A 25,390-nucleotide genomic window follows, 5' to 3' on the forward strand; every position below is an offset into this window, starting at 1 on the left:
ACTACAATTAAAGGAACCTTACATGGGTATTCAGCAGTGGTTGTTCTCATTTAAAGGCCGCATTGGTCGTCGTGATTTCTGGATCTGGACCGTTATCTGGGTGCTGGCGATGGCGGCGTTGTTTTACGCGGTCAGTTTTGAACTCCTGGCCAGCCAAAATGCCGCGTTTATGCTGGTTTGCCTGCTCTGGCCAACCGCGTGTGTGATTGTGAAACGACTGCATGACCGTAATAAGTCTGGCAGTTGGTCGTTGTTATTTATTCTTGCCTGGATGCTGCTGGCAGGGCACTGGGAGATACTGGGCGGTACATGGCAATGGGTTGTTGGCCGTTTCGTGCCGGTGCTGATTATGGTGACAATGCTCATCGACCTGGGCGCGTTTATTGGCACCCAGGGCGAGAACAAGTTCGGCAAAGATACGCTTGAAGTACAGTTCCGCTGATCACCAGTAGTGTTCGGCGGTAATGTGGCCCGGGCGGCGGCGCAGGTGTTTCGCCATCTGCCGGGTCTCTTTCAGTAACTGCTGGGTGTCGCGCACCATCTGCGGGTTGCCGCAGAGCATGACGTGGCTGGTGTCGCTGTTCATCGGCAATCCCACCGCCGCTTCCAGTGCGCCGTTCTCAATCAGCGCAGGGACACGTCCTGTGAGCGATCCGGGCACGGTTTCCCGGCTGACCACCGTTTGAATCCGCAATTTGCCTTCATAGCGTTTCTGCAGTTCAAGCATCAGCGGCAGATAGCTTAAATCCGCGGCATAACGCACCGCATGCACCAGCACCAGATTTTTGAAGCGATCCAGGTCCTTTCCTTCCTGCAGGATAGACAAATAAGGCCCAATCGCGGTCCCGGTCGCCAACATCCACAGCGTGTCACAGTCCGGCACCTCTTCAAGAACAAAGAAGCCTGCCGCCTCGCTGACGATCAATACCTCATCGTCGGGCTGTAAGGCAGCCAGGCGCGGGCTGAGTTTACCCTCAGGGACGGTGACCAGATAAAATTCCAGGTCGGGGCTGCCTGGGGCGTTGACGTAGGAATAGGCACGCTGTACCCGTTCGCCATCGATTTCGAGGCCCAGTTTGGCAAATTGTCCGGCAGTGAAGGGATGAACGGGGGCATGAACGGTCAGGCTGAACAACGCGTCGGTCCAGAACTCGACTTTTACGACTTTTCCTGTAACCCAGTCGGCCATGATTTTCTCCTGTTCAGAATCATTGCCTTATCTTCGTCGTGAATGGGGAGGATTTCCAGCCCGGATGGGCCGGAAAGCTCTCCCTGATAAATAATCTTACAGAATGTGCGTCTGCACGTCCGGGTCTTTGCGATCCAGGTAGTGAATGGACTGGATACGGCGAATGGTACGCGATTTCCCGCGAATCAGCAGGGTTTCGGTGATGGCGATGTTGCCTTTACGGCTAATGCCGTCCAGCAGGTCGCCTTTGGTAATTCCGGTTGCGGAGAAAATCACGTTGTCGCTGCGTGCCATTTCATCCAGACGCAGTACTTTATCGGCCTCAATGCCCATCGCCTGGCAGCGTGCCAGCTCGATTTCCCCGATACGACGGTTCTCTTCGTTGTCGCCTTTCACGTGATGACGTGCCAGCAAGCGGCCATTCATATCGCCATCAAGCGCGCGGATGACGGCGGCTGAGACGACACCTTCCGGCGCACCGCCAATACCGTAGAGGACATCGACTTCACTGTCCGGCATACAGGTCAGAATGGAGGCCGCAACATCGCCGTCCGGAATAGCGAAAACGCGGACACCAAGCTTCTGCATTTCAGCGATGGTGGCGTCGTGGCGAGGTTTGGCCAGAATCGTCACCGTCAGCTCACTGAGCGGTTTACCGAGCGCATGAGCAACATTACGCAGGTTATCGGCAAGTGGCAGGTTCAGGTCGATAGTGCCTTTCGCGCCTGGGCCGACAATCAGTTTTTCCATGTACATATCCGGCGCATTGAGGAAGCAGCCTTGATCACCCACAGCCAGTACTGCCAGAGCGTTGGCCTGGCCCATGGCGGTCATACGGGTGCCTTCAATCGGGTCAACGGCGATATCCACCGCGTCGCCTTTACCGGTACCGACTTTTTCACCGATATAGAGCATTGGGGCTTCGTCGATTTCCCCTTCGCCAATCACAATGGTCCCGGCGATATTGACCTGGTTAAGCATGATGCGCATGGCGTGAACGGCAGCACCGTCGGCGGTATTTTTGTCGCCGCGACCCAGCCACTTATAGCCAGCCAGCGCCGCTGCTTCGGTCACGCGGGAAAATTCAATGGCAAGTTCTCGTCTCATAGCAAACTCGTGAAGTGAAAGAAATTGCGCGAAGTTTAACACACAGAGCAGGTCCGGGCGCGGTCTGGTCCCCTCGCCCTGGCACTCTCTCCAAAGGAAAGAGGGGCGAACCAGTGTGATTTTTGGAGCAGAAGGTGAGCGAGCGTGCGGGGCAGGTTTTCACCCTCTCCCCCTAAAGGGCTGAGGAATCCCCAGTAATCTTACGTTTTACAGCGACAACGCCGCTTAATAAGAATAAAACAGTGACAGCGATGACAGGGTCCGGCTGAAAATCGATGAGGCGTTGCGGCTGACCGGGGCCGCCCGCAGGGAAGCGGGCGGAGGGGATAGCCTGCAAGGACGCAGGCTGGTCCCCGACCCGAAAGTCAGACGACATAAGCATCATGGACCGCGCCAGCGGCGATTTTCCTGGCCGGGAGCCCGGGTCGCCAGGGTGGTGGCGGTGAGCCACCCTGGCACGTTCACGGGTTCTGTCGCGACAGAAAAGCAAGGAACATAAGGTGAACGAAATGACCATCAGAGCCGCATTTTCCCCCTCACCCTAACCCTCTCCCCAAAGAGGAGAGGGGACCGATCGTGCTCGCATTTTTGTGGGGATTCCTCAGCCCTAAAGGGAGAGGGTTGGGGGAGATTACTCGTCGCGCTCTTCCCATGCCAGCGCGCGTTTCACCGCTTTTTTCCAGCCCTCGTAACGGTAGTTACGTTCGGTGGTTTCGATGCCCGGACGGAATTCGCGCTCAATGACCGCTTTTTCCTGCAGTTCGTCCAGGTTTTGCCAGAAGCCAACTGCCAGACCCGCCAGGTAAGCTGCGCCCAGCGCCGTAACTTCACGCACTTCCGGACGCTCCACGCGGGTGCCCAGAATGTCCGACTGGAACTGCATCAGGAAGTTGTTGGCTACCGCACCGCCATCCACACGCAGGGCGTGCAGACGAATGCCGGAGTCAGCCTGCATGGCTTCCAGTACATCACGCGTCTGGTAGGCAATAGATTCCAGCGTGGCGCGAATGATGTGGTTTGAGTTTACGCCACGGGTCAGACCGAAAATCGCGCCACGTGCATACGGGTCCCAGTACGGTGCGCCCAGGCCGGTAAAGGCAGGCACTACGTAGACGCCGTTGGTGTCTTTCACTTTGGTCGCGAAATATTCCGAGTCAAACGCATCGCTGATCAGTTTCATCTCGTCGCGCAGCCACTGGATGGACGCACCTGCCATGAATACCGCACCTTCCAGCGCGTAATTCACTTCGCCACTCGGTCCGCATGCGATGGTCGTCAGCAGACCATTTTCTGATTTCACCGCTTTTTCGCCAGTGTTCATCAGCATAAAGCAGCCAGTACCGTAGGTGTTCTTCGCCATCCCTTCTTTGACGCACAACTGACCGAACAGCGCTGCCTGCTGGTCACCGGCGATCCCGGCGATAGGAATACGTGTACCGCCTTTACCTCCGATGTTGGTCTGGCCATAGACTTCGGACGATTTACGCACTTCCGGCAGCATGGCGCGCGGGATATCCAGCGCATCCAGCATCTTGTCGTCCCACTCCAGGGTATTGATGTTGAACAGCATGGTACGGGAGGCGTTGGTGTAGTCAGTAACGTGTACGCGGCCCTGGGTCATTTTCCAGATAAGCCAGGTATCGACGGTACCGAACAGCAGCTCGCCACGCTTCGCACGTTCGCGAGAGCCTTCAACATGATCGAGAATCCACTTCACTTTGGTGCCGGAGAAATACGGGTCAACCACCAGACCTGTTGCGTTACGCACGTATTCTTCCATGCCATCACGTTTGAGCTGCTCACAGATTTCTGATGTACGGCGGCACTGCCAGACAATGGCGTTATAAATAGGTTTACCGGTTTCGCGCTCCCAGACGATGGTCGTTTCACGTTGGTTGGTGATACCAATCGCGGCGATTTCATCTGAGTTGATATCCGCTTTAGCCAGCACTTCTACCAGCGTGGAGCTTTGCGTTGCCCAGATTTCCATTGGGTCATGCTCAACCCAGCCTGGCTTAGGATAAATTTGTTCGAATTCGCGCTGCGAAACGCTGATGATGTTGGCGTCATGATCCATTACGACGGCGCGGGAGCTGGTGGTACCCTGGTCCAGCGCAACGATATATTTCTTTTCAGTCATGATTTATGTCCCGTAGTCACATTACAGCGGAGCTTTTTGTTGTGAAGTCGTGGTGGCGTCTTTGTCATCTTCCACAGCACAAACGTCACACGGTAAATTACGGCCAATCAGTTTACGATAACCGAAGGCACCCAGTGATGCGCCGACAATAGGCCCAAACAGCGGTACGAGGAAGTAAGGAATATCTTTCCCACCGGTAAAGGCGACATTGCCCCAGCCTGCCAGCCAGGCGAACGCTTTCGGTCCGATATCACGAGCAGGGTTCATCGCAAACCCGGTCAGCGGACCCATAGAGGCACCAATAACCGCAATCAGCAGGCCAATCAGCAGCGGAGCCAGCGGGCCACGCGGGATCCCGTTGCCATCGTCGCCCAGCGCCATGATGACGCCCATCAGAACGGCGGTAATCACCATCTCAACAGCAAAGGCCTGGAAGAAATTGATGTGCGGGTTAGGGTAGGTTGAAAAGATGCCTGCCAGATCGAGACTTTCGACGCTGCCACGCACCATATGGTGAGTTTGTTCGAAATCGAAGAAAAGATTGTAATAAAGCCCGTAAACAAGTGCGGCCGCGCAGAATGCGCCGGCAAATTGAGAAGCAATAAAGGGTACAACTTTGCGCCCGTCGAAGCAGGCAAACAGCCACAATGCAATGGTCACAGCCGGGTTAAGGTGTGCGCCGGAAACCCCTGCGGTCAGGTAGATGGCCATCGCCACGCCCAGACCCCAAATGATACTGATTTCCCACTGTCCGAAGCTGGCACCTGCTACTTTAAGTGCCGCAACGCAGCCCACACCGAAGAAAATCAACAACCCGGTGCCGAGAAACTCGGCGATGCACTGACCTTTTAAGGTTGAGGTTTGACTCATAATCGGATCCTGCAAAGAGTTTAATGGTTATAGTTTGCATGGAGGGAGAAGACTCCAAGATGCCGTGTAGACATACTGTTAATTTATCGTTAACGAGCAAAAACGAGAAATATCGAAATCAAAATGTGTGTACTGCGTCAATAAAATGAGCGTTTTCGCGCGATGAGGCGCGTTTGCGAAGGAGGGAGAAGTGTGAGCTGAATCATTTTTGTAACCCTCAATTTAACAATTTATTGAAGCGGACCGCAAATGCACCAGGTTTAGGCTGAAAAGTGTTGCAAAGCGCGATCTGCGCGGGTTGTCGCTGGACAGGGGCTAAAGGGCTTCATACAATCGGGTACTAAGACCGTGCGCTAAATACATTAAGGCGTCGCCGTTCACGGAACGCGGATTTACCCGAGTGGTATATACCCATCAACGCCTTGCAATTCAGGAGAGGTATGACGATGTCATTAGAAGTATTCGAGAAGCTGGAAGCGAAAGTACAGCAGGCGATTGATACCATCACGCTGCTGCAGATGGAAATCGAAGAGCTGAAAGAGAAGAACAACAGTCTGTCCCAGGAAGTACAGTCCGCGCAGCATGATCGCGAAGAACTGGCCCGTGAAAACAACCAGTTGAAAGAACAGCAGCATGGCTGGCAGGAACGTCTGCAGGCACTGCTGGGCCGTATGGAAGAAGTCTGATTACGCGTCATCTTTCGTGCCGTAGCGGCGTTGGCTGCGCTCACTTTCCCCTGGCACGTCGTTGTCTGTGTTCCCGGGGATTCGCTCAGTTGCCGGCTTGTTACAACATGAAATCTTTCGCGTAGCTGCTCTGGCTTTCTTTTCCAGAGCGGTACAGCGCATAAAAAAGGCACCTTGCGGTGCCTTTTTTGATCACTCGATATCCAGTGGATCTTCGGAAAGGATTATCCCGGTGTTGTCGGCATAGAGATGGTCGCCGGAAAAGAAAGTCACGCCGCCGAAATTGACGCGAATGTCGCTTTCGCCGATGCCTTCTCCAGCGGCACCCACCGGAATCGCGGCAATGGCCTGAATGCCAATGTCCAGTTCTTCCAGATCATCCACCTGGCGCACCGCGCCGTAGACCACAATCCCTTCCCACTCGTTTTGCAGAGCGATGCGCGCCAGGTCCGCATCAATTAACGCACGACGCACAGAACCACCGCCATCAACCAGCAGTACACGACCACGGCCATTTTCTTCGAGCAGATCGTACAGCAACCCGTTATCCTCGAAACATTTCACCGTGATGATTTGACCGCCGAACGACGACCGTCCACCAAAATTGGAGAACAGCGGTTCCACGACGTTGACATCTTCCTGGTAGATGTCACAGAGCTCAGACGTATCGTATTTCATAGGCTTAACGTTCAGTTGCTGCGAGAGTTGTCAGTATATCGCGCATCACGCATTGTTGGCAAAATCATCAATTGTTAATTGACTTTTGTCAGTTAAAAATGCGTCTGACTCAGCATAATCCCAATCACAAACAAAAGGTTAGTCAGTAAAGCCCCTTTTACAGTACGTTCGAGCATCGGCGGCATGGCTTTCGGATCCCGCTCACGCATCACAAAACGCGCCTGTTTTAACAGCAACGGCGCGGCAAGGATGAACAGCCAACCCCATACGCTATGCAGTGACAGCAGGTTAAACAGCGCCAGACAGAGAAGGGCGCCGGCCAGCAGACCTGCATGGTAGCGGCGCGCGTTCACCGGCCCTAAGCGCACCACGAGCGTGATTTTGCCATTGGCGCGATCGCTGTCGATATCACGCAGGTTGTTGATATTCAGCACTGCAGTCGCCAGCAGGCCACACGCCGTAGCGGGTAAGATAATCGCAGGGATCAGCATATGCGTTTGCAGATACCAGCTTCCCATTACGCTCAGCCAGCCAAAGAAAATCAGTACCGAAACATCGCCAAGGCCGATATAGCCGTAAGGTCGTTTGCCGATGGTGTAGGTGATAGCGGCGATGATAGACAGCGCGCCAAGCACCACAAAGCCGATGAAATCCGTCAGGGTTTGTGAGGCGGCCAGCAGCAACAGCAGGCCGGAAATGCAGCTCAGGCCAATGACAATGATCAGCGCACGCTTCATCTGCTCAAGCGAAATCGCCCCTTTTTGCATACCGCGCAACGGACCAATACGGTCGGGTTTATCGCTGCCTTTGACCGCATCGCCATAGTCGTTGGCGAGATTGGAAAGGATTTGCAGCAATCCGGCGGTGCTTAATGCCAGTATGGCAACCAGCGGATCGAAGAAACCCTGCCACCAGGCCAGCGTCGTCCCTACCACGATAGCGGCAAACGCCAGCGGCAGTGTTTTTGGGCGCAGGCTTTCCAGCCAGGCCTGGGTGCGGCTCAAAGGTTGTGCGTCAGTCATAGTCACCAGCCAGTAATAAAAAATGGGGGCATAAGCCCCCATCGGAAATGATGAAAACGTTGTGGCTGCGATTATAAGATAAAACGGCTCAGATCTTCATCTGCCACTAAAGCATCAAGGTGCTTACTCACATAGTCGGCGTCGATGATGATAGTTTCGCCATTCAGGTCGCTGGCATCATAGGAAATATCTTCCATGAGACGTTCCAGAACGGTGTGCAGACGGCGCGCACCGATGTTTTCGGTGGTCTCGTTCACCTGCCAGGCCGCTTGCGCGATGCGTTTAATCCCGTCGTCAGTGAAATCGATATTGACGCCTTCTGTTGCCATCAATGCTTTGTACTGCACGGTAACCGATGCGTTTGGCTCGGTCAGAATGCGTTCAAAGTCTTGCGTGGTCAGCGCTTTCAGTTCAACGCGAATAGGCAGACGACCCTGCAGTTCTGGGATCAGGTCAGACGGGCTGGCCACCTGGAATGCGCCGGAGGCGATAAACAGGATGTGGTCAGTTTTCACCATGCCGTGCTTGGTAGAAACGGTACACCCCTCTACCAGCGGCAGCAGGTCGCGCTGAACACCTTCGCGGGAAACATCCGGGCCGGATGTGTTACCGCCGCGCTTACAGATTTTGTCGATTTCGTCGATGAAGACGATACCGTGCTGCTCAACCGCGTCGATTGCATCTTGTTTCAGCTCTTCCGGATTCACCAGTTTTGCCGCTTCTTCTTCAATCAGCAGTTTCATTGCATCTTTGATTTTCAGCTTACGCGGCTTCTGTTTTTGCCCGCCCAGATTCTGAAACATGGACTGGAGCTGGCTGGTCATCTCTTCCATTCCCGGAGGCGCCATGATCTCTACGCCCATCGGTGACGCGGCCAGATTGATTTCAATTTCTTTGTCGTCGAGCTGGCCTTCACGCAGTTTTTTGCGGAAAGACTGACGTGCAGCAGACGGCTCAGCGACGGTTTCCGGCTGGCCCCAGTTGTTTTTTGCCGGGGGGATCAGTACGTCCAGAATACGCTCTTCCGCCATCTCTTCGGCGCGATAGCGGTTTTTCTCGATGGACTGCATGCGGACCATTTTCACGGCGGCATCGGTAAGATCGCGGATAATGGAATCCACTTCTTTACCGACATAACCCACTTCGGTGAATTTGGTTGCTTCAACTTTGATAAACGGCGCGTTTGCCAGTTTCGCCAGACGGCGGGCAATTTCGGTTTTACCGACACCGGTCGGCCCGATCATCAGAATGTTTTTCGGGGTCACTTCATGGCGCAGCTCTTCATCAAGCTGCATACGACGCCAGCGGTTACGCAGGGCAATCGCCACGGAACGCTTCGCCGCATCCTGACCGATAATGTGTTTGTCCAGTTCGCTGACAATTTCGCGTGGGGTCATTTCAGACATGAGGAATCCTTACGCCTTGGTGGTCAATTCTTCGATGGTGTGGAAGTGGTTAGTGTAGATGCAGATATCACCGGCGATATTCAGCGCTTTCTCGGCGATATCGCGCGCGCTGAGGTCGGTGTTTTCCAGCAGCGCACGGGCAGCAGCCTGGGCATATGGGCCGCCAGAGCCAATGGCAATCAGGTCATTTTCTGGCTGCACAACGTCACCGTTACCGGTGATGATCAGTGAGGCCGTTTCATCGGCCACCGCCAGTAACGCTTCCAGCTTGCGCAGCATGCGATCGGTACGCCAGTCTTTGGCCAGTTCCACCGCCGCTTTCACCAGATGGCCCTGGTGCATTTCCAGCTTACGTTCAAAGAGTTCAAACAAGGTGAAGGCGTCAGCCGTGCCCCCGGCAAAGCCTGCGATGACTTTGTCGTTGTACAGACGGCGAACTTTCTTCACGTTGCCTTTCATAACGGTGTTGCCCAGTGTCGCCTGGCCATCACCAGCGATAACGACATGGCCGTTACGGCGTACGCTTACTATTGTTGTCACGAGCAGACCCCCTGGTTACGAATGCAGAATACAAGCCCCGTAGTGATACGGGGCAGAATGCAAGTATAGATGGGGGAGATTTTGGGGGTTTCAACCCCCGGCGGCGAGACGGATGCAGTTTGTGTGACCGGCCAGTTTCAGACGGCTAATGGTGCCATCTGCGTTATCTTTGCCTTTAACCGGGCCGATAACCACGCGATTCCAGCCGTTATTGCTGGTGATGCGCGAGTCAAACCCTTCAAAGGCGAGCTGGGCACGAACGGTCTCTGCCTGGTCAGCACCTTTGAACGAACCACACTGTACCATCCAGCGGCGTTCGTCTTTTTTCTCGGCCGTTTGCTTCGGTGCTTCTTCATGCGTCACCGGAGCGGCCTGCTGCGTTTTCGGCGCGGCCGCCGTGGTATGTGCTGGCGTTTGCAGCAGATCCTGGTATGGCTGCTGGCTGGCGGCAGATGGCTTTTGCTGAGGCGTTTGCTTCGGTGCCTGCACCGGCGCGGTTTGCGCCGTGCGTGGTTGCTCCGTTACCCGTGGCGGCGTCCGTGTCGGTTGCTCAACCTGCACGTTGCTCCACTGCTGTTGTTGCATCTGCTGCTGTACCTGTTGCTGCGCCTGACGCTGGCGTTGCAGCGTTTGCTGGCGCTGCTCCTGCGTCTGCTCGTTCCACGGCACTTCGTTTAACTGCGTAGGCTGCTGGCGCATATCCGCCTGCATTTGCGCCAGTAACTGACGTTGCTCATTGGTCAGTTGCTCCGGTTTTTCCACTTCGCCACCCGCAGATGGCTCGGTAGGCGCACGTACGCCTGGCTGACGACTTTCCAGCTCTTTAATATAACGCCAGCGCTCTTCCGGTTTTGGCGGCAGACCATTGCCTGCAACCTTCTGGCTTTGCAGCGTTTCAGATTCTTCTTTCTTGTGGTGGGTAATAAAGTAAAGGCCACCGATAAAAGCTACCAGTACTGCGGCGGCAATCGCGACCATTGCGGGCGAGACAGCGGATACGCTACGTTGCTTCTTCCTTGAGCTACTCTTTTTTTGCCGCGAAGGAGCCGACTGGCTGCGGCGTACATAATCTCGTTGTGCCACTATCGTTTCGCTGTATTTATTTCGTTTGTCAGCCCGTCATGTTACTTAAGCGACGGGCTTTTGACCAGAAGAGGGATTCCGATAACGCATTTACGTTAAGTCAACGCCTTAGTTGACCCACGAATGACCAATTCGCAATCCAGTAATCGGGAGCCGCTGCTTACCGTATGCCCTTGTAACTGTTCAAGTAATAACAGCATTGCTTCGCGACCGATATCGAAACGCGGCTGGGCGACGGTGGTGAGCGGAGGATCGCAGAATTCCGCCAGCGAGATGTTATCGAAACCAATAATAGACAAATCATTCGGCACTTTCAGACCACGGCGCTTCGCATAAGACAATGCGCCGAGCGCCATGACGTCGCTATGACAGAATACCGCAGTGGGCGGCTTCGGCAGCGAGAGTAACCGTTCCAGCGCCTCGCTACCGGCGGCAAAGGTAAAGTCGCCACGGGCAATATAGTGCGGGTCAACGGTAATGCCGGAGCGACGCAGCGCCTGTACATAGCCCTGCAGGCGATAGTGGCACAGCGGCATCTCTTCCGGACCGGCGATGCAACCAATGTATTGATGCCCCTGTTCGCGCAGGTAATTCACGGCATTAAAGGCGGCGGTGAGGTTGTCGATATGTACTGTGGGCAGTTCCAGTTCCGGGGCAAATTCATTCGCCATCACCATTGGCGGCAGGTTACGTTGTTCTTCGATGCTGGCATCAAAAGGCAAGCGCGAACCGAGCAGCAACATGCCATCTATCTGCTTAGTGATGATTAAATCGATAAAGGTTTTTTCTTGCTGATTCTGATGAGCACAATCGCCGATCAATACCAGATAGCCATTTTCTGCGGCAGTGACTTCGATGCCACGGATAATTTCACTAAAAAACGGATCGCAAATATCCGGCACGATCACCAGGATCGTCCGGGATTCATTACGTTTAACGTTACGTCCCATCGACTGCGGCAAATAACCCACTTCCATTGCCGCCTGCTCAACCCGATTGCGGGTAGCCTGCGACACTTTATCCGGGTTCATTAACGCACGGGACACCGTTGCCGTGGATACCTTCGCTTTAACGGCAACATCTTTCATGGTCGCGGCTGCAACCTGATTCCTGGTCTTCACCTTCTTCTCCTCGCATGCGCGGCGCAGGCGCAGACACATTTTTATCAGATAGTTAATCTAATCGGTTACAGAATTTTCATTAAAAATGTGATGAAAGTTGAATTTTTCGAGGTGCCTCGCAACCTTAGCCCTCAATAGGGTCCACATCCAGCATCCACTTCACTTTGCGGGCTTCTGGTAAGGTGTTGATAAGCGTAAGCGTGCCGCTGACAATTTCTTGCAGGCGCACGCGGGAAGGATGTTGTAGCAGGAGCTGCCAGCGCCAGCGCCCAGCGCGTTTGGGAGACAGTGCCGGAACCGGGCCAAGCACCCAGAGGTGCTGGTCTGCCAGCGGGCTGGATTGCAGCAGATTTTTTAGCTGTTGCAGGAACAGCGGCGCCTGTTGGTTGTTATGATCTTCCGCACGGATGAGCACATGGCTGGTCCAGGGGGGAAGCTGGAGCGTCTGACGTTCCGCCAGTGCCTGCTCCGCGAAGGTGTCGTAGCCTTTATGCAGAAGTGTCTGCAATAAAGGGTGTTCCGGATGGTGAGTTTGCAGTACCACTTCACCCTGTTTCCCCGCGCGCCCGGCACGCCCGGAGACCTGGGTATAAAGCTGCGCAAAGCGCTCAGCGGCGCGGAAGTCAGCGGAGAAGAGCGCACCGTCGACATCCAACAGGGCAACCAGCGTGACATCCGGGAAATGGTGCCCTTTCGCCAGCATCTGCGTGCCGATAAGAATACGCGCGCCGCCGCGATGTACTTCCGCCAGGTGTTGCTCGAGCGCACCTTTACGGCTGGTGGTGTCCCGGTCGATACGCGACAGCGGCACCCCCGGAAAAAGCGGGGCAAGCGCCTGCTCCAGTTGTTCTGTGCCCAGTCCAACGGGCATCAGATGGGTTGAACCGCAGGAAGGGCATTGCCGTGGCACCTGGCGCTGGCTGTCGCAATGGTGGCAGCGTAGATGCTGCTGGGCCTGGTGCAACGTGTAATAATGATCGCAGCGTGGACACTCGGCAATCCAGCCACAATCATGGCACAGCAGTGCCGGCGCGAAGCCTCGACGGTTCAGGAACAAGATGACCTGATTGCCTGCCTGCAAATGCTGGCGCATGCGATTCACAAGAGCAGGGGAGAGTCCTGCCTGTAGCGCCTGGCCTTTCAGGTCCAGAACATGCTGCATGGCGGGGCGGGCGTTGCCGGCGCGGCGCGTCAGGCGCAGCATCTTATATTTCCGCGCCCGCACGTTGTGGAGCGTCTCCAGGGCGGGTGTCGCCGAGCCGAGTATGATCGGAATCTGCTCGCTGTGGGCGCGATAGACGGCCAGGTCGCGCGCATGGTAGCGCCAGCCTTCCTGTTGTTTATAAGAGCTGTCGTGTTCTTCATCGATCACGATAACGCCCAAATTTTTAAACGGGGTAAACAGTGACGAACGTGTGCCAATGACAATCGCCGCTTCGCCGTTTTTGGCTTTTAACCAGGCCGACAGGCGTTCACTGTCATTGAGTCCGGAATGCAATACTTCGACCGGGGCAGAAAAGCGTTCGCGAAAACGGGCGATGGTCTGCGGCGTCAGGCCGATTTCCGGCACCATCACCAGCGCCTGTTTCCCTTGTGCCAGCACATTTTCCAGCACGCTGAGATAAACTTCTGTTTTGCCAGAACCGGTTACTCCCGCCAGCAGCCAGGCCGAGAACTGGTCCGCCGCGCTGTGAATGGCCCCCACCGCGGTTGCCTGTTCAGTGTTAAGACGCAGACGCTCGCCGCAGACGGAAAAGCCATGCCGCCAGTCATGATGCGCGGGCTCCTCACTGTTGAGCTCTGCCAGCCCTTTGGTACGCAGTGACTGTAGCGCGGCGTCATTGAACTCAAGCTCAGCAACCTGATGACGCCAGATGCGCCCCTGGCGCAGGGCTGCCAGCGCCTGTTGCTGCTTTGGCGAACGTTTAAGGCTATTAAGATCGACCGCCTGCCCTTGCTCGGTGGCAAACCAGAACCACTGTACTGCGGCACTGGCGGGTTTACCCTGGCGTAGCGGTACAGGAATAGCGTTGAAAAGCACATCGCCAATGGCGTGGTGATAATAATCCGCCGCCCAGAGCAGAAGCCGCCAAACCGGGATGGAAAAGACAGGAGCACTGTCCAGCACTTCAAGCACGCTTTTCAGCTCATTGAGGGGCAATTCGCTGGTCTCACCGACGGAGACCACAATCCCCACCCGTTGCTGGGTGCCAAAGGGCACGCGTACCCGGCAGCCCGCGCTGGCGACCATGCTATCGGGAAGCAGGTAGTCAAAGGTGCGGGGCAACGGTACGGGTAGCGCTACATGGGCGACGGGCATCTCAGGATCCTGGCTTGAAAACTGGCGGGATAGTATACACATTGTTATAGGTGGAGCGCGGATCAGTTTGCATACGTTGGTTAATTTCTGTATGATTCGCCGCCTTTGGTGCGTATTCACGTGCCAGAGATCCACTAATACATTAACTCGCGTGGTGTCTGGCGTTAGGGCTGGAAGAGCGACGCGGCCTTAAACTGAGGTTTCCCATGAAAAAAGGTATTCACCCGAATTATGTAGCTATTACTGCAACCTGTTCTTGCGGTAATGTGATCAAAACCCACTCTACCGTGGGTCACGACCTGAACCTGGACGTGTGCGGCAACTGCCACCCGTTCTTTACTGGTAAACAACGTGTTGTTGATACCGGTGGTCGTGTTGAGCGTTTCAACAAACGCTTCAGCATCCCGGGCAGCAAATAAGTTGCCAGATGAAAAAAGCGCCGCAAGGCGCTTTTTTTGTCCCTGAATTCCGGCCCTTCTGTGTAACACCCTCTTGCTTTTCACTCCTTACTGCAATTTTTCGCAACGCCAGTTCTTTTGATTTGGCACGGCGTTTCTTTTTTAAAAATTCAATGTTTCAGTTGGTGACATCAAGCCGACATATCTTTGCTTTTTTGCCACTTAAACGGAATGCTGGCAAAAACTCAAAGGTTTGTACATTTACACTAAAATACAATTCCTCACGTTATTAGGACATTTTTAATTTGTAGCTGTCTTTCACTCGTTACGCTGGCCTGCGAATCCATAGCTACACGCTTTTCTTTTATTGAAATTTACGTCAAAGAGGAATTTCCATGAAGTTGAAATATGCGTTGTTATTACTGCCGGTACTGGCAGGAACAGCCCATGCGGGTTACGTAGACTATCGTCATGAATATTACGATGACGGGCGTAACTATGATCGTGTATATATGTCACAACGTTTTGCCAGCGGCTTTGGGGTGGCCTTAGAAGGTATTTCCCGTTCTGATGATGCGGATGCGAAAAAGCCGCTAAATAATATGGAAACGAACGGGATAGAATATACAGCCAACTACCAGTTTACCTGGAGCAACCTGGTCTGGTTGCCTGGTATTGCCATCGAAACGGACGAGAACCAAACCATTTATAAGCCGTTTGTGCGTGTTCAGTACAATATCAACGACAACTGGTGGACCGCCTTCCGTTACCGTTTCGAATACACTCGTCGTAACGCAGAAGGTCGCGATGATCGTCGCGTTAACCGCCCGGAAGCGTGGATTGGTTATAATACCGGGAACTGGATGTTTGAGCTAAACGGTATTTATAAATTTGCTGAGTCTGAAAATCTCTATAACAATACCAAGCGTGATTACGAATATAACGGCCGTATTGCCTATAAATTTGGTTCCTGGGTGCCATTTGTTGAAGTAGGTAATGTGTCTTCTGGTTATAAAACGGCAACGACAGATGATCGCCAGACGCGTTATCGTGTCGGTATCGGTTATAACTTCTAATTACCTTTCTTTCTGTGTCTGAATAATGCGGCGGCAATATATATTGCCGCCGTATCCGCTCGCAATTTTTAAGTCGGAATTTTATATTTCGCTAAGGATTGGGTTAAACAATGTCTACACGCAAAATTGGTTTAGTGAATTATCTGGCGTACGGCTCCGGAGATTTTTTGGGCGCAGGTACAACAGCACTGACCGCCGCATGGTTACTTTATTTTTATACAACGTTTTGTGGCTTAACGCCGATTGAGGCGACCTTCATTTTCGCCATGGCCAGGGTGCTGGATGCCGTTGTCAGCCCGCTGATGGGTTATTTGACCGATAACTTTGGCAATACCTGGTTCGGTAAACGCTTTGGCCGTCGTAAGTTCTTTATTCTGCTCGGTATTCCCTGCGTATTTTCCTATACGCTGATGTGGGTTGGCCACATGAACTACTGGTACTATTTATTCACATACCTGCTGTTTGATGTGGTGTACACCATGATTCTGGTGCCTTACGAAACGCTGGTACCGGAGATGACTGATGACTTCAAACAGAAAACCAAGTTTTCCGGGGCGCGTATCGCGCTGGCGCAGCTTTCCGCCATTCTTGCCGCATTCCTGCCGGGCATTCTGTTAAGCCATTTCGGCAAAGACAATGCCGTCTCCTTCTTCTATGCCAGTATCGTGTTCGCGGTGATTTGCGCGATCGTCCTGACGCTGGTGTGGACCTTCACCTGGGAGCGCCCGCGTGATGAAGAAGCGGAAGCGGCGAAACCGAAACTGACGCTTGGGCAAAGCCTGAGTCGTCTGATCATTGAGCTGAGTTCCACCTTCCGTATCCGTATTTTTCGTCAGCATCTGGGCATGTATCTTGGCGGGTATATTGCCCAGGACGTCTTCAACGCGGTCTTCACCTACTATGTGGTGTTTGTGTTGATGCAGAGCCCGACACTGGCCTCCAGCCTGATGGGAACCATGGCGATTCTGCAATTTATCGCGGTCATGGGGATGATCCCGCTCTGTATTCGTTTCGGCGCTGCGCCGTCTTACCGTATTGTTGTGGTGCTGTTTGGTCTGGCTGCGGTTTCGTTTGCCCTGCTGTCGTTGGCTGGACAGAGCGATAACATGTCGCTGCTGTTGTTTATTTCTGGTGTTGCCGGGTTAGGGCGTGGCGGCATCAACTATATTCCGTGGAACATCTATACCTATATCGCCGATGTGGACGAGGTGGTGACAGGTCAGCGTCGTGAGGGCATCTTTGCCGGGATCATGACGTTAACGCGTAAAGCCTCTCAGGCTGGCGCCGTGATGCTGGTGGGTATTGTGATGCAGATGTCCGGTTTTGTTTCCGGGCAGAGTACGCAGGTGCCGGGAGTGAGCCATACCATCCTGATGATTCTGAGTATCGGTACCGTGCTGGTGCTGTCGATCGGTTTCCTGGTGTCGTTGCGCTTCCGCCTGAACTTGTCCACGCACAGCGTTCTGCGCGAAGAGACGGCAAAAATGCGTAGTGCGGGCCGCCTGACGCCGGAATCCATCACCCCACAAGCGCGTAAGACTGTGGAAATGCTGGCGGGTATGCCTTATGACCAGCTATGGGGCAACAACGATATTGGCTATATCAATCGCCAGAAGGCACGTGAAGCGCAATCTCACGCCTCAGTCATATAGGTGATCATTTGAGCAATATTTTTGTGATGTGTGTCACAAAAATATTGCCGATGAGGGTAAACAGGCATATGCTTTTCACTGCGAAAGAGGTTATCAACAACGCGTGAAAGGACAATCAATATGCTGAATGCACTCAAAAATGTCGTTGTGTCTTACTTCACTTCTCTGGCAGAGGTTCACCCGGAAGTGACCCGCTTCTGATTCAGCCAGCGCAACAGACAGACAAACAAAAAGGCAGAAGATTTCTTCTGCCTTTTTGTTTGTCTCTGCTCCATTACTGGGGATAGCAGTGCTCATTCAGGCATGCTCTGTGGTTCTCCACTGCGCGTATAACGCTTCCCGCCGTTAACGTAAGCGACGTATCCAGCGTCATTCCTGCGCTTTCCAGCCCCCTGGCTGTCCATTTATTGCAGGTATTGAGTATGCTGTAGCGCCCATTTGCGGCATAAAACTGGCTATCGCCGTATATGCCTTTTTTTAATGGAATGAGTTTACCGGTTTCATCACGGGCAAAGCTGCGGCCAAGGTAACGCATCAGGCTGTCACGTTGACCTGCGGTGAGGCTTAATGCTTTTATCACGCTCCCGGAAAAATAGCGTTCTGGCGTATCAGAAAAGGCTACGACGTGCATAACCGCGCCAGATGACCAGAACATAGCCTGCAGCGTAAGCTTCGTGGTTATCTGCTCTGACTGGTAAAAACCTTTGTCACCCCAGCCGATTTCATACCACTTCGCCTGTGCAAACCGCGTTTTAAGCTGTGGCAGAACGACATTGACCTCATGGGCTGGGGTGATAATCCCTGTATGCCAACCGTGGCTGACGATATAGATTTCCGTGCCGGAGGGCGATGCGTTCGCCTCAGGCCTGACGGCCTGTGGAAAAGTGGTGCAACCGTAGAGCAAAAAGCACATCCATGCGATGAACAGGTTTTTCATGATTTGTTACCCGGAAAACAGTGGCCATTTTTTTGCGACGGTTTCCAGTTGCGGGGCGTCAAATAACGCTTGTGGCGAGATCACTGTTTCGTTCAGCGGAATGTTACGCCCGTAACGCTCGTTGAGTTTGGCGCGCACGACCGGGGAGTTCAGATCGAACTCTTTAAGTTTCTGCAGCTTACCCGGCTGTATCCCCAGAGCACGGTTATACACCTTCCACACCACTTCGGAGCAATACTGGCGCTCATCGGTCCATGAAAATGCCAGGTCATAGGGTTTACCGAGGTAGCGCGTTGCCGTCTGCGCCAGTTTTTGCTGCTGTGCAATGGAAAGCCCACCTTTCACGCGACGGATGATGTAGTGCCCTTTTTCCCCACGGTTGATGAATTTTTGCAGTGGCGTATAGACCACCGGGCCGATGGCTTCAAAAACATAGGGGACATTGTTACGCAGCACGATCATGCCAGTGTGGCTAAAGCGCGAATGAGTGGCTTGCTGGATAGCTTTACTTTGCGACGAGCGAGACATCTGAAAGATGATATCGCCCGTCTGCGGTTCATAAGCCAGAACCGGGAAAACCATCACCGCGAGCAGCAAGAGGACAAACTTCTTTGTCATGACTTACATCCTTGTTCGAGACAAAAAAGGCGATTCAATCCATGAGCCGCCTTTTTAAATCAGTACTCCCACGTATCGGGGTCGATACCCAATTCGCGCATAATTACTTTTGCCTCCTCCGGGATTTCATCGCTGCGCTCTTTACGCAGGTCTTCATCGTTGGGCAAAGGTTGGCCGGTAAACGCATGCAGGAATGCCTCACACAGCAGTTCGCTGTTGGTGGCATGACGCAGGTTGTTAACCTGACGACGGGTGCGCTCATCGGTGAGGATTTTTAACACCTTCAGAGGAATGGAAACCGTAATTTTTTTTACCTGTTCACTCTTCTTACCGTGCTCAGCGTACGGGCTGATATATTCGCCGCTCCATTCAGCCATGAGATACCTTTAATCCTCTCAGTCATTAATAAAAGGTCAGAACCTGATCAACGCAGCGCCCGGACCATAATCTCGCGTAGTTTACCGTAGAGTCAGTACCGTGACACGGTGTATCGCTCTGCGTCACTTCACTAAAGCATATAATTTTAACGGCTATTGCGATTTTGCTCAATCTATACGCAAAGAAGTTTAGATGTCCAGATGTATTGACGTCTATTATTCTTATGTTTACTCTGGTGCCTGACTTTTCATCCATTAAGCCAGGAAGCCTTCACCATGACGCGTAAACAGGCCACCATCGCAGTGCGTAGCGGATTGAACGATGACGAGCAGTACGGTTGCGTTGTTCCACCCATCCACCTCTCCAGCACCTATAATTTCACCGGATTTAATGAGCCTCGAGCCCATGACTATTCACGCCGCGGTAACCCGACGCGCGATGTCGTGCAGCGTGCCCTGGCAGAGCTGGAAGGCGGTGCGGGTGCCGTGATGACCAACACCGGTATGTCGGCGATTCATCTGGTGACCACGGTTTTCCTGAAACCGGGCGACCTGCTGGTTGCGCCGCATGACTGTTATGGTGGCAGCTACCGCCTCTTCGACAGTCTGGCAAAACGCGGCTGCTATAAGGTTTTGTTTGTCGATCAGAATGATGAGCAGGCATTAAAATCGGCGCTGGCGCAAAAACCAAAGCTGGTGCTGGTGGAAAGTCCGAGCAACCCATTGTTGCGCGTCGTGGATATTGCGAAAATCTGTCAGCTCGCGCGTGAGGCAGGTGCGGTCAGCGTGGTGGATAACACTTTCCTGAGTCCGGCGTTGCAAAACCCGCTGGCGTTGGGCGCTGATTTGGTATTGCATTCATGTACTAAATACTTGAATGGCCACTCAGATGTTGTCGCGGGCGTGGTGATTGCCAAAGACCCGGAAACTGTCACAGAACTGGCATGGTGGGCGAATAATATCGGCGTCACCGGTAGTGCCTTCGACAGCTACCTGCTGTTGCGTGGCCTGCGAACACTGTCTCCACGTATGGAAGTGGCGCAGCGTAACGCCCAGGCGATCGTTGAGTTTCTGAAAAAGCAGCCGCTGGTGAAAAAACTTTATCACCCGTCGCTGCCGGAAAATCAGGGGCACGAGATTGCTGCGCGCCAGCAGAAAGGCTTTGGCGCAATGTTGAGTTTCGAACTGGATGGCGATGAGCAAACACTGCGTCGCTTCTTAAGCGGTTTGTCATTATTTACGCTGGCGGAATCTTTAGGTGGGGTTGAAAGCTTAATTTCCCACGCTGCCACCATGACACACGCGGGCATGGCGCCGGAAGCACGTGCTGCCGCCGGGATTTCAGAGACGTTACTGCGTATCTCAACCGGCATTGAAGATGGTGAAGATTTGATTGCCGACCTGGAAAATGGCTTCCGGGTCGCAGCTGAGGGATAAACATGAGTGTGAATGCGCAGGCAGGGGCGAAGGTTCGTCAACTGCATAAGTTTGGTGGGAGCAGTCTGGCTGATGTGAAATGTTACCTGCGCGTCGCGGGGATCATGGCGGAATATTCGCAACCGGGCGATTTGATGGTCGTTTCGGCAGCAGGCAGTACCACTAACCAGTTGATTAGCTGGCTTAAATTGAGCCAGACCGATCGTCTCTCTGCGCATCAGGTTCAACAGTCGTTACGTCGTTACCAGAGCGAGCTGATTGCCGGGTTGTTGTCACCGGAGGTGGCTGATGGCCTGATTAGCGAGTTTATTCGTGACCTCGAGCGCCTGGCCGGGCTGCTGGACGGTGGCATTACCGATGCGGTCTACGCCGAAGTAGTGGGGCATGGGGAAGTGTGGTCTGCGCGTCTGATGTCTGCCGTACTGAATCAGCAAGGGCAAGCGTCGGCATGGCTTGATGCGCGCGAGTTTCTGCGCGCGGAGCGTGCGGCACAGCCGCAGGTCAACGAAGGCGCCTCCTGGCCGCTGTTCCAGCAACTGCTGGCGCAGCACCCGGATAAACGTATCGTTGTGACGGGCTTTATCAGCCGTAACGAGGCGGGCGAAACCGTGCTGTTGGGGCGTAATGGTTCTGACTATTCGGCAACGCAAATTGGCGCATTAGCCGGTGTTACCCGCGTGACGATCTGGAGCGATGTGGCCGGGGTGTACAGCGCCGACCCGCGTAAAGTGAAAGATGCCTGCCTGCTGCCTCTGCTGCGTCTGGATGAAGCCAGCGAGCTGGCCCGTCTGGCAGCACCTGTACTCCACGCCCGAACCTTACAGCCGGTATCCGGCAGTAATATCGATTTGCAGTTGCGTTGTAGCTATAACCCGGAGCAGGGTTCCACGCGTATTGAGCGCGTGCTGGCATCGGGCACGGGTGCCCGCATCGTCACCAGTCATGATGATGTCTGCCTGATTGAGTTTCAGGTGCCTGCCGGGCAAGATTTCAAACTGGCGCAACGTGATATTGAGGTGATCCTCAAGCGTGCTCAGGTTCGTCCGCTGGCGACAGGCGCGCACGCTGACCGTAATTTGCTGCAACTCTGCTACACCTCGGAAGTGGTGGATAGCGTCTTTAAACTGCTCGACGAAGCCGGTCTGCCGGGCGAGTTGCGTTTACGTCAGGGGCTGGCGCTGGTGGCGTTGGTCGGGGCGGGCGTTTGCCGTAATCCGTTGCATAGCCACCGTTTCTGGCAGCAATTGAAAGGCCAGGCCGTGGAATTTGTCTGGCAGTCAGATGAGGGTATCAGCCTTGTTGCCGTGCTGCGTGTGGGGCCAACGGAAAGCCTGATTCAGGGGCTGCATCAGTCACTGTTCCGCGCGGAAAAACGCATTGGCCTGATGTTGTTTGGTAAAGGCAATATTGGTTCTCGCTGGCTGGAACTGTTTGCCCGCGAACAGAGTGCGCTGTCTGCCCGTACCGGGTTCGAATTTGTTCTCGCAGGGGTGGTGGATAGCCGCCGCAGCTTGTTGAATTACGATGGTCTCGACGCCAGCCGGGCGCTGGCCTTCTTCAATGATGAGGCGGTCGAGCAGGAGGAAGAGGCGTTATTTCTGTGGATGCGTGCGCACCCGTACGATGATCTGGTGGTGCTGGATGTCACCGCGAGCCCGCAGCTTGCCGATCAGTATCTGGATTTTGCCAGCCACGGTTTTCATGTGATCAGTGCCAATAAACTGGCAGGTGCCAGCAGCAGTAATAAATACCGCCAGATCCACGACGCATTTGAAAAAACCGGACGTCGCTGGTTGTATAACGCCACCGTCGGGGCCGGGTTGCCGGTAAACCATACGGTGCGCGATCTTATCGACAGCGGCGACAGTATTCTGGCCATCAGTGGTATCTTCTCCGGTACGCTCTCCTGGTTGTTCCTGCAATTTGATGGCACCGTGCCGTTTACCGACCTGGTCGATCAGGCCTGGCAGCAGGGATTGACCGAGCCCGACCCGCGCGTCGATCTCTCCGGTAAAGATGTGATGCGTAAGCTGGTCATTCTGGCGCGTGAGGCAGGCTATAACATCGAACCAGACCACGTGCGTGTGGAGTCCCTGGTGCCGACGAGCTGTGAAGAAGAGTCTATCGACCACTTCTTTGAGAATGGCGACGAGCTGAATGAGCAAATGACGCAGCGTCTGGAAGCCGCTCGCGAGATGGGACTGGTGCTGCGTTATGTGGCACGTTTTGATGCCAACGGCAAAGCGCGTGTGGGTGTGGAAGCGGTGCGTCCGGAACATCCGCTGGCGGCACTGCTGCCTTGCGACAATGTGTTTGCCATCGAAAGCCGCTGGTATCGCGATAACCCGCTGGTGATCCGTGGGCCGGGAGCCGGTCGTGATGTCACTGCCGGCGCAATTCAGTCGGATATCAACCGTCTGGCACAGTTGCTGTAGTCCGTAGGTTTTCTCCCTCTCGCTGTGTGAGAGGGTTGGGGTGAGGGCATCAGCGCGCACTCACCCCATACCGCCATGAACTTTTTTCATCTTCGCTGAACATTCCTCACGCATTATGATGATTTTCCTGTTGACGCCCGTCCGCTTTTCCGTCATTTTTACATCTGGACGTCTAAACGGATAGATGTTCGTAGCGCAATAAATAACAACACGCGATTGATGAGGTAAGGTATGAGCTTTTTTCACGCCAACCAGCGGGAAGCCCTGAATCAGAGCCTGGCTGAAGTGCACGGTCAGATTAATGTTTCATTTGAATTTTTTCCGCCGCGCACCAGTGAAATGGAACAGACCTTATGGAACTCCATTGATCGTCTGAGCAGCCTCAAGCCGAAATTTGTCTCCGTCACCTACGGCGCCAACTCCGGCGAGCGCGACCGCACCCATAGCATTATCAAAGGCATTAAAGATCGTACCGGCCTGGAAGCAGTACCGCACCTGACCTGTATCGATGCAACCCGTGATGAACTGCGTGCTATCGCAAAAGATTATTGGGATAACGGTATTCGCCATATCGTGGCGCTGCGTGGCGATCTGCCACCGGGTAGCGGTAAGCCGGATATGTATGCTGCCGACCTGGTGACCTTGCTTAAAGAGGTGGCGGATTTTGATATCTCCGTTGCTGCTTACCCGGAAGTGCATCCGGAAGCAAAAAGCGCACAGGCAGATTTACTTAATCTGCGACGCAAGGTTGAGGCGGGCGCTAACCGTGCCATCACCCAGTTCTTCTTTGACGTAGAAAGCTATCTGCGTTTCCGCGACCGCTGTGCGTCGACGGGCATTGACGTTGAAATTATTCCGGGGATCCTGCCAGTCACTAACTTTAAACAGGCGAAAAAGTTTGCCGATATGACCAACGTGCGTATTCCGGCGTGGATGTCACAAATGTTTGAAGGACTGGATGACGATGCCGAAACGCGTAAGCTGGTTGGCGCCAGCATCGCCATGGACATGGTAAAAATCCTCAGCCGCGAAGGGGTTAAAGACTTCCACTTTTATACCCTGAACCGCGCGGAAATGAGCTACGCCATCTGCCACACACTGGGCGTTCGCCCGGCGGTATAAGCCAGCGTAAATGCCGGGTGAGCGCATCATCCGGCGACGCTATATGCCACCTCGCCACAACAGAATGTGGTGTGCACATCATAGTTATCCTCCAGCACCACAATATCGGCGTCATAGCCGCGCTGCAGTTTTCCTTTGTGTCCGTCAAGCCCCAGCAGCCGCGCCGGGTTGATCGTGCAGGATTTCAGCGCTGCGCAAAACGGCACCATCGCGCCTTCGACCATATTGTATAAACCGCGATTCAGATGCAGCGTGCTGCCAACCAGCACGCCATTCTCACGTCGCGTGGCGCCATCTTCACCTAAAATCATCGATTCGCCGCCAAACATATAACGTCCTGGCGGGCATCCCTTCGATTTCATGGAGTCGCTGATCATAATAACGTCGTCGTCATTCTTCACCCGGTACAGATGGGAGGCAGACACAAGGCTCACGAAGATACCATCGGCGATCACTTCCCCGTACAGACCGTCCAGGCGAAAAGCAGCACCGAGCAGCCCCGGTTCGCGATTTACATATTTCGCCATGCCGTTATAGACGTGGGTAACGTTTTTCGCACCGTTGGCGACTGCTTCCAGCACCTGCTCAAACGAGGCATCGGAGTGACCCATGTTGACGGCGATCCCCCGTTGCGCGCAGTAACGGGTCAGGGCGAGGCCTTTATCGTTTTCTGGCGCCAGGGTAATGGCGACAATGCGATTACGCGCCGCCTTTTCGAAAGCCTGGAACTCTGCCACGCTGGCCGGGCGAATCTGTTTTTCTGGCTGTGCGCCGCGGTATTTCTGGCACAGAAAGGGACCCTCGAAATGAATACCGAGGATCTCCGCGCCCGCATAACCTTCGTCCATCACGCGGGAAATATTCTCCAACGCAGCGACCAGTGTGGCATCGTCGTCTGTCACCGTGGTGGGGCAAAAAGCCGTGACCCCTTCTGCCGGGAGGTTAGCCGCCCAGCGGCGCAAGCCTTCGGGATTATTCTCGTTGGTATCGTAATCCCATCCGCCGTGAGCGTGGCTGTCGATAAGGCCGGGGATAATACGGCGCTTAGCAAAATCGAAGTTGGCGTTGTCAGACAGGCCCATGACGACATTGCTGATACGGCCATTCTCTATGTGAATCGTTGCCGGATAAAAGCCGCCGGAAAGCCAGACACGCTCGCTTTGGATGATCATGGTG

Annotated in this window: 23 protein-coding genes; 8 read left to right on the top strand and 15 right to left on the bottom strand. The window is 54.1% G+C overall.

Annotated features, from left to right (window positions below; genetic code table 11):
* The first annotated feature begins 22 nt into the window (after nt 1–22).
* Nucleotides 23–442, top strand: a complete 420-nt coding sequence (locus tag ABU190_RS21280; protein WP_039077306.1) for a DUF805 domain-containing protein — start codon at nt 23–25, stop codon at nt 440–442.
* On the opposite strand, the gene fpr is transcribed toward ABU190_RS21280, so the two are convergent.
* From fpr to ABU190_RS21300, 4 genes are all read right to left on the bottom strand, one after another.
* Nucleotides 443–1,189 carry a ferredoxin--NADP(+) reductase gene (gene fpr, locus ABU190_RS21285; RefSeq protein ID WP_039077305.1) on the bottom strand — a complete coding sequence of 249 codons (747 nt, stop codon included), beginning with the start codon at nt 1,187–1,189 and terminating at the stop codon, nt 443–445.
* A 96-nt stretch (nt 1,190–1,285) separates the two neighbouring features.
* On the bottom strand, nt 1,286–2,296 hold the full coding sequence (glpX, locus tag ABU190_RS21290; RefSeq protein ID WP_354692318.1) for a class II fructose-bisphosphatase: 1,011 nt from the start codon (nt 2,294–2,296) through the stop codon (nt 1,286–1,288).
* A 631-nt stretch (nt 2,297–2,927) separates the two neighbouring features.
* Nucleotides 2,928–4,436 (bottom strand): glycerol kinase GlpK, encoded by a 1,509-nt coding sequence (gene glpK, locus ABU190_RS21295; RefSeq protein WP_039077303.1) that lies wholly within the window; start codon nt 4,434–4,436, stop codon nt 2,928–2,930.
* 21 nt (nt 4,437–4,457) lie between these two features.
* On the bottom strand, nt 4,458–5,306 hold the full coding sequence (locus ABU190_RS21300; RefSeq protein WP_039077302.1) for an MIP/aquaporin family protein: 849 nt from the start codon (nt 5,304–5,306) through the stop codon (nt 4,458–4,460).
* A gap of 440 nt (nt 5,307–5,746) precedes the next feature.
* Here ABU190_RS21300 and zapB point away from each other — a divergent pair, with 440 nt between their 5' ends.
* Nucleotides 5,747–5,992, top strand: coding sequence for a septal ring assembly protein ZapB (gene zapB, locus ABU190_RS21305; protein ID WP_103245119.1), 246 nt, complete (start codon nt 5,747–5,749; stop codon nt 5,990–5,992).
* 192 nt (nt 5,993–6,184) lie between these two features.
* Here zapB and rraA read toward each other — a convergent pair whose 3' ends face one another.
* From rraA to priA, 7 genes are all read right to left on the bottom strand, one after another.
* Nucleotides 6,185–6,670 (bottom strand): ribonuclease E activity regulator RraA, encoded by a 486-nt coding sequence (rraA, locus tag ABU190_RS21310; RefSeq protein ID WP_039077301.1) that lies wholly within the window; start codon nt 6,668–6,670, stop codon nt 6,185–6,187.
* A gap of 92 nt (nt 6,671–6,762) precedes the next feature.
* Nucleotides 6,763–7,692 (bottom strand): 1,4-dihydroxy-2-naphthoate polyprenyltransferase, encoded by a 930-nt coding sequence (menA, locus tag ABU190_RS21315; protein WP_071194823.1) that lies wholly within the window; start codon nt 7,690–7,692, stop codon nt 6,763–6,765.
* Between the two features lie 71 nt (nt 7,693–7,763).
* Nucleotides 7,764–9,098 carry an HslU--HslV peptidase ATPase subunit gene (hslU, locus tag ABU190_RS21320; protein ID WP_039077300.1) on the bottom strand — a complete coding sequence of 445 codons (1,335 nt, stop codon included), beginning with the start codon at nt 9,096–9,098 and terminating at the stop codon, nt 7,764–7,766.
* Nucleotides 9,099–9,107: 9 nt separating this feature from the next.
* A complete protein-coding gene (hslV, locus tag ABU190_RS21325; protein WP_039077299.1) occupies nt 9,108–9,638 on the bottom strand; it encodes an ATP-dependent protease subunit HslV in 531 nt (176 codons plus the stop codon).
* Between the two features lie 90 nt (nt 9,639–9,728).
* Nucleotides 9,729–10,721 carry a cell division protein FtsN gene (gene ftsN / locus ABU190_RS21330; RefSeq protein ID WP_296425514.1) on the bottom strand — a complete coding sequence of 331 codons (993 nt, stop codon included), beginning with the start codon at nt 10,719–10,721 and terminating at the stop codon, nt 9,729–9,731.
* Nucleotides 10,722–10,816: 95 nt separating this feature from the next.
* On the bottom strand, nt 10,817–11,842 hold the full coding sequence (cytR, locus tag ABU190_RS21335; RefSeq protein ID WP_039077297.1) for a DNA-binding transcriptional regulator CytR: 1,026 nt from the start codon (nt 11,840–11,842) through the stop codon (nt 10,817–10,819).
* Nucleotides 11,843–11,966: 124 nt separating this feature from the next.
* Entirely contained in the window at nt 11,967–14,162 is a 2,196-nt protein-coding gene (priA, locus tag ABU190_RS21340; RefSeq protein WP_354692319.1) for a primosomal protein N', read from the bottom strand.
* 206 nt (nt 14,163–14,368) lie between these two features.
* Between priA and rpmE the strand changes: the two genes are divergently transcribed.
* From rpmE to ABU190_RS21355, 3 genes are all read left to right on the top strand, one after another.
* On the top strand, nt 14,369–14,581 hold the full coding sequence (gene rpmE, locus ABU190_RS21345; protein WP_039055221.1) for a 50S ribosomal protein L31: 213 nt from the start codon (nt 14,369–14,371) through the stop codon (nt 14,579–14,581).
* A gap of 374 nt (nt 14,582–14,955) precedes the next feature.
* Entirely contained in the window at nt 14,956–15,636 is a 681-nt protein-coding gene (locus ABU190_RS21350; RefSeq protein ID WP_271850458.1) for an oligogalacturonate-specific porin KdgM family protein, read from the top strand.
* A 110-nt stretch (nt 15,637–15,746) separates the two neighbouring features.
* On the top strand, nt 15,747–17,288 hold the full coding sequence (locus ABU190_RS21355) for an MFS transporter (protein ID WP_354692320.1): 1,542 nt from the start codon (nt 15,747–15,749) through the stop codon (nt 17,286–17,288).
* A 274-nt stretch (nt 17,289–17,562) separates the two neighbouring features.
* Here ABU190_RS21355 and ABU190_RS21360 read toward each other — a convergent pair whose 3' ends face one another.
* From ABU190_RS21360 to metJ, 3 genes are read right to left on the bottom strand one after another with little or no spacing between them, the layout of a single operon-like run.
* Nucleotides 17,563–18,225 carry a TIGR02117 family protein gene (locus ABU190_RS21360; RefSeq protein ID WP_354692321.1) on the bottom strand — a complete coding sequence of 221 codons (663 nt, stop codon included), beginning with the start codon at nt 18,223–18,225 and terminating at the stop codon, nt 17,563–17,565.
* A gap of 6 nt (nt 18,226–18,231) precedes the next feature.
* Entirely contained in the window at nt 18,232–18,843 is a 612-nt protein-coding gene (locus ABU190_RS21365; RefSeq protein ID WP_354692322.1) for a YiiX family permuted papain-like enzyme, read from the bottom strand.
* A gap of 59 nt (nt 18,844–18,902) precedes the next feature.
* Nucleotides 18,903–19,220 (bottom strand): met regulon transcriptional regulator MetJ, encoded by a 318-nt coding sequence (metJ, locus tag ABU190_RS21370; protein WP_007369220.1) that lies wholly within the window; start codon nt 19,218–19,220, stop codon nt 18,903–18,905.
* A 276-nt stretch (nt 19,221–19,496) separates the two neighbouring features.
* Here metJ and metB point away from each other — a divergent pair, with 276 nt between their 5' ends.
* The 3 genes from metB (at nt 19,497) to metF (ending at nt 24,214) form a co-directional block, all read left to right on the top strand.
* Complete coding sequence (gene metB / locus ABU190_RS21375; protein WP_039077293.1) at nt 19,497–20,657, top strand: cystathionine gamma-synthase; 1,161 nt, start codon at nt 19,497–19,499, stop codon at nt 20,655–20,657.
* A gap of 2 nt (nt 20,658–20,659) precedes the next feature.
* Nucleotides 20,660–23,092: a bifunctional aspartate kinase/homoserine dehydrogenase II gene (locus ABU190_RS21380; protein WP_354692323.1), complete on the top strand. Its 2,433-nt coding sequence runs from the start codon at nt 20,660–20,662 to the stop codon at nt 23,090–23,092.
* 231 nt (nt 23,093–23,323) lie between these two features.
* Nucleotides 23,324–24,214, top strand: a complete 891-nt coding sequence (gene metF / locus ABU190_RS21385; protein WP_039077291.1) for a methylenetetrahydrofolate reductase — start codon at nt 23,324–23,326, stop codon at nt 24,212–24,214.
* Between the two features lie 26 nt (nt 24,215–24,240).
* Here metF and nagA read toward each other — a convergent pair whose 3' ends face one another.
* A complete protein-coding gene (nagA, locus tag ABU190_RS21390; protein WP_354692324.1) occupies nt 24,241–25,386 on the bottom strand; it encodes an N-acetylglucosamine-6-phosphate deacetylase in 1,146 nt (381 codons plus the stop codon).
* Nucleotides 25,387–25,390: the final 4 nt, after the last annotated feature.

This window comes from Phytobacter sp. RSE-02 (assembly GCF_040578655.1).
Lineage (GTDB): Bacteria > Pseudomonadota > Gammaproteobacteria > Enterobacterales > Enterobacteriaceae > Phytobacter > Phytobacter diazotrophicus.

What these genes read in the sequence shown, in the direction of transcription:
- ABU190_RS21280 (WP_039077306.1), top strand. Translation starts at nt 23, where the DNA reads ATGGGTATTCAGCAGTGGTTGTTCTCATTTAAAGGCCGCATTGGTCGT.
- fpr (WP_039077305.1), bottom strand. Translation starts at nt 1,189, where the DNA reads ATGGCCGACTGGGTTACAGGAAAAGTCGTAAAAGTCGAGTTCTGGACC.
- glpX (WP_354692318.1), bottom strand. Translation starts at nt 2,296, where the DNA reads ATGAGACGAGAACTTGCCATTGAATTTTCCCGCGTGACCGAAGCAGCG.
- glpK (WP_039077303.1), bottom strand. Translation starts at nt 4,436, where the DNA reads ATGACTGAAAAGAAATATATCGTTGCGCTGGACCAGGGTACCACCAGC.
- ABU190_RS21300 (WP_039077302.1), bottom strand. Translation starts at nt 5,306, where the DNA reads ATGAGTCAAACCTCAACCTTAAAAGGTCAGTGCATCGCCGAGTTTCTC.
- zapB (WP_103245119.1), top strand. Translation starts at nt 5,747, where the DNA reads ATGACGATGTCATTAGAAGTATTCGAGAAGCTGGAAGCGAAAGTACAG.
- rraA (WP_039077301.1), bottom strand. Translation starts at nt 6,670, where the DNA reads ATGAAATACGATACGTCTGAGCTCTGTGACATCTACCAGGAAGATGTC.
- menA (WP_071194823.1), bottom strand. Translation starts at nt 7,692, where the DNA reads ATGACTGACGCACAACCTTTGAGCCGCACCCAGGCCTGGCTGGAAAGC.
- hslU (WP_039077300.1), bottom strand. Translation starts at nt 9,098, where the DNA reads ATGTCTGAAATGACCCCACGCGAAATTGTCAGCGAACTGGACAAACAC.
- priA (WP_354692319.1), bottom strand. Translation starts at nt 14,162, where the DNA reads ATGCCCGTCGCCCATGTAGCGCTACCCGTACCGTTGCCCCGCACCTTT.
- rpmE (WP_039055221.1), top strand. Translation starts at nt 14,369, where the DNA reads ATGAAAAAAGGTATTCACCCGAATTATGTAGCTATTACTGCAACCTGT.
- ABU190_RS21350 (WP_271850458.1), top strand. Translation starts at nt 14,956, where the DNA reads ATGAAGTTGAAATATGCGTTGTTATTACTGCCGGTACTGGCAGGAACA.
- ABU190_RS21355 (WP_354692320.1), top strand. Translation starts at nt 15,747, where the DNA reads ATGTCTACACGCAAAATTGGTTTAGTGAATTATCTGGCGTACGGCTCC.
- ABU190_RS21360 (WP_354692321.1), bottom strand. Translation starts at nt 18,225, where the DNA reads ATGAAAAACCTGTTCATCGCATGGATGTGCTTTTTGCTCTACGGTTGC.
- ABU190_RS21365 (WP_354692322.1), bottom strand. Translation starts at nt 18,843, where the DNA reads ATGACAAAGAAGTTTGTCCTCTTGCTGCTCGCGGTGATGGTTTTCCCG.
- metJ (WP_007369220.1), bottom strand. Translation starts at nt 19,220, where the DNA reads ATGGCTGAATGGAGCGGCGAATATATCAGCCCGTACGCTGAGCACGGT.
- metB (WP_039077293.1), top strand. Translation starts at nt 19,497, where the DNA reads ATGACGCGTAAACAGGCCACCATCGCAGTGCGTAGCGGATTGAACGAT.
- ABU190_RS21380 (WP_354692323.1), top strand. Translation starts at nt 20,660, where the DNA reads ATGAGTGTGAATGCGCAGGCAGGGGCGAAGGTTCGTCAACTGCATAAG.
- metF (WP_039077291.1), top strand. Translation starts at nt 23,324, where the DNA reads ATGAGCTTTTTTCACGCCAACCAGCGGGAAGCCCTGAATCAGAGCCTG.
- nagA (WP_354692324.1), bottom strand. Translation starts at nt 25,386, where the DNA reads ATGATCATCCAAAGCGAGCGTGTCTGGCTTTCCGGCGGCTTTTATCCG.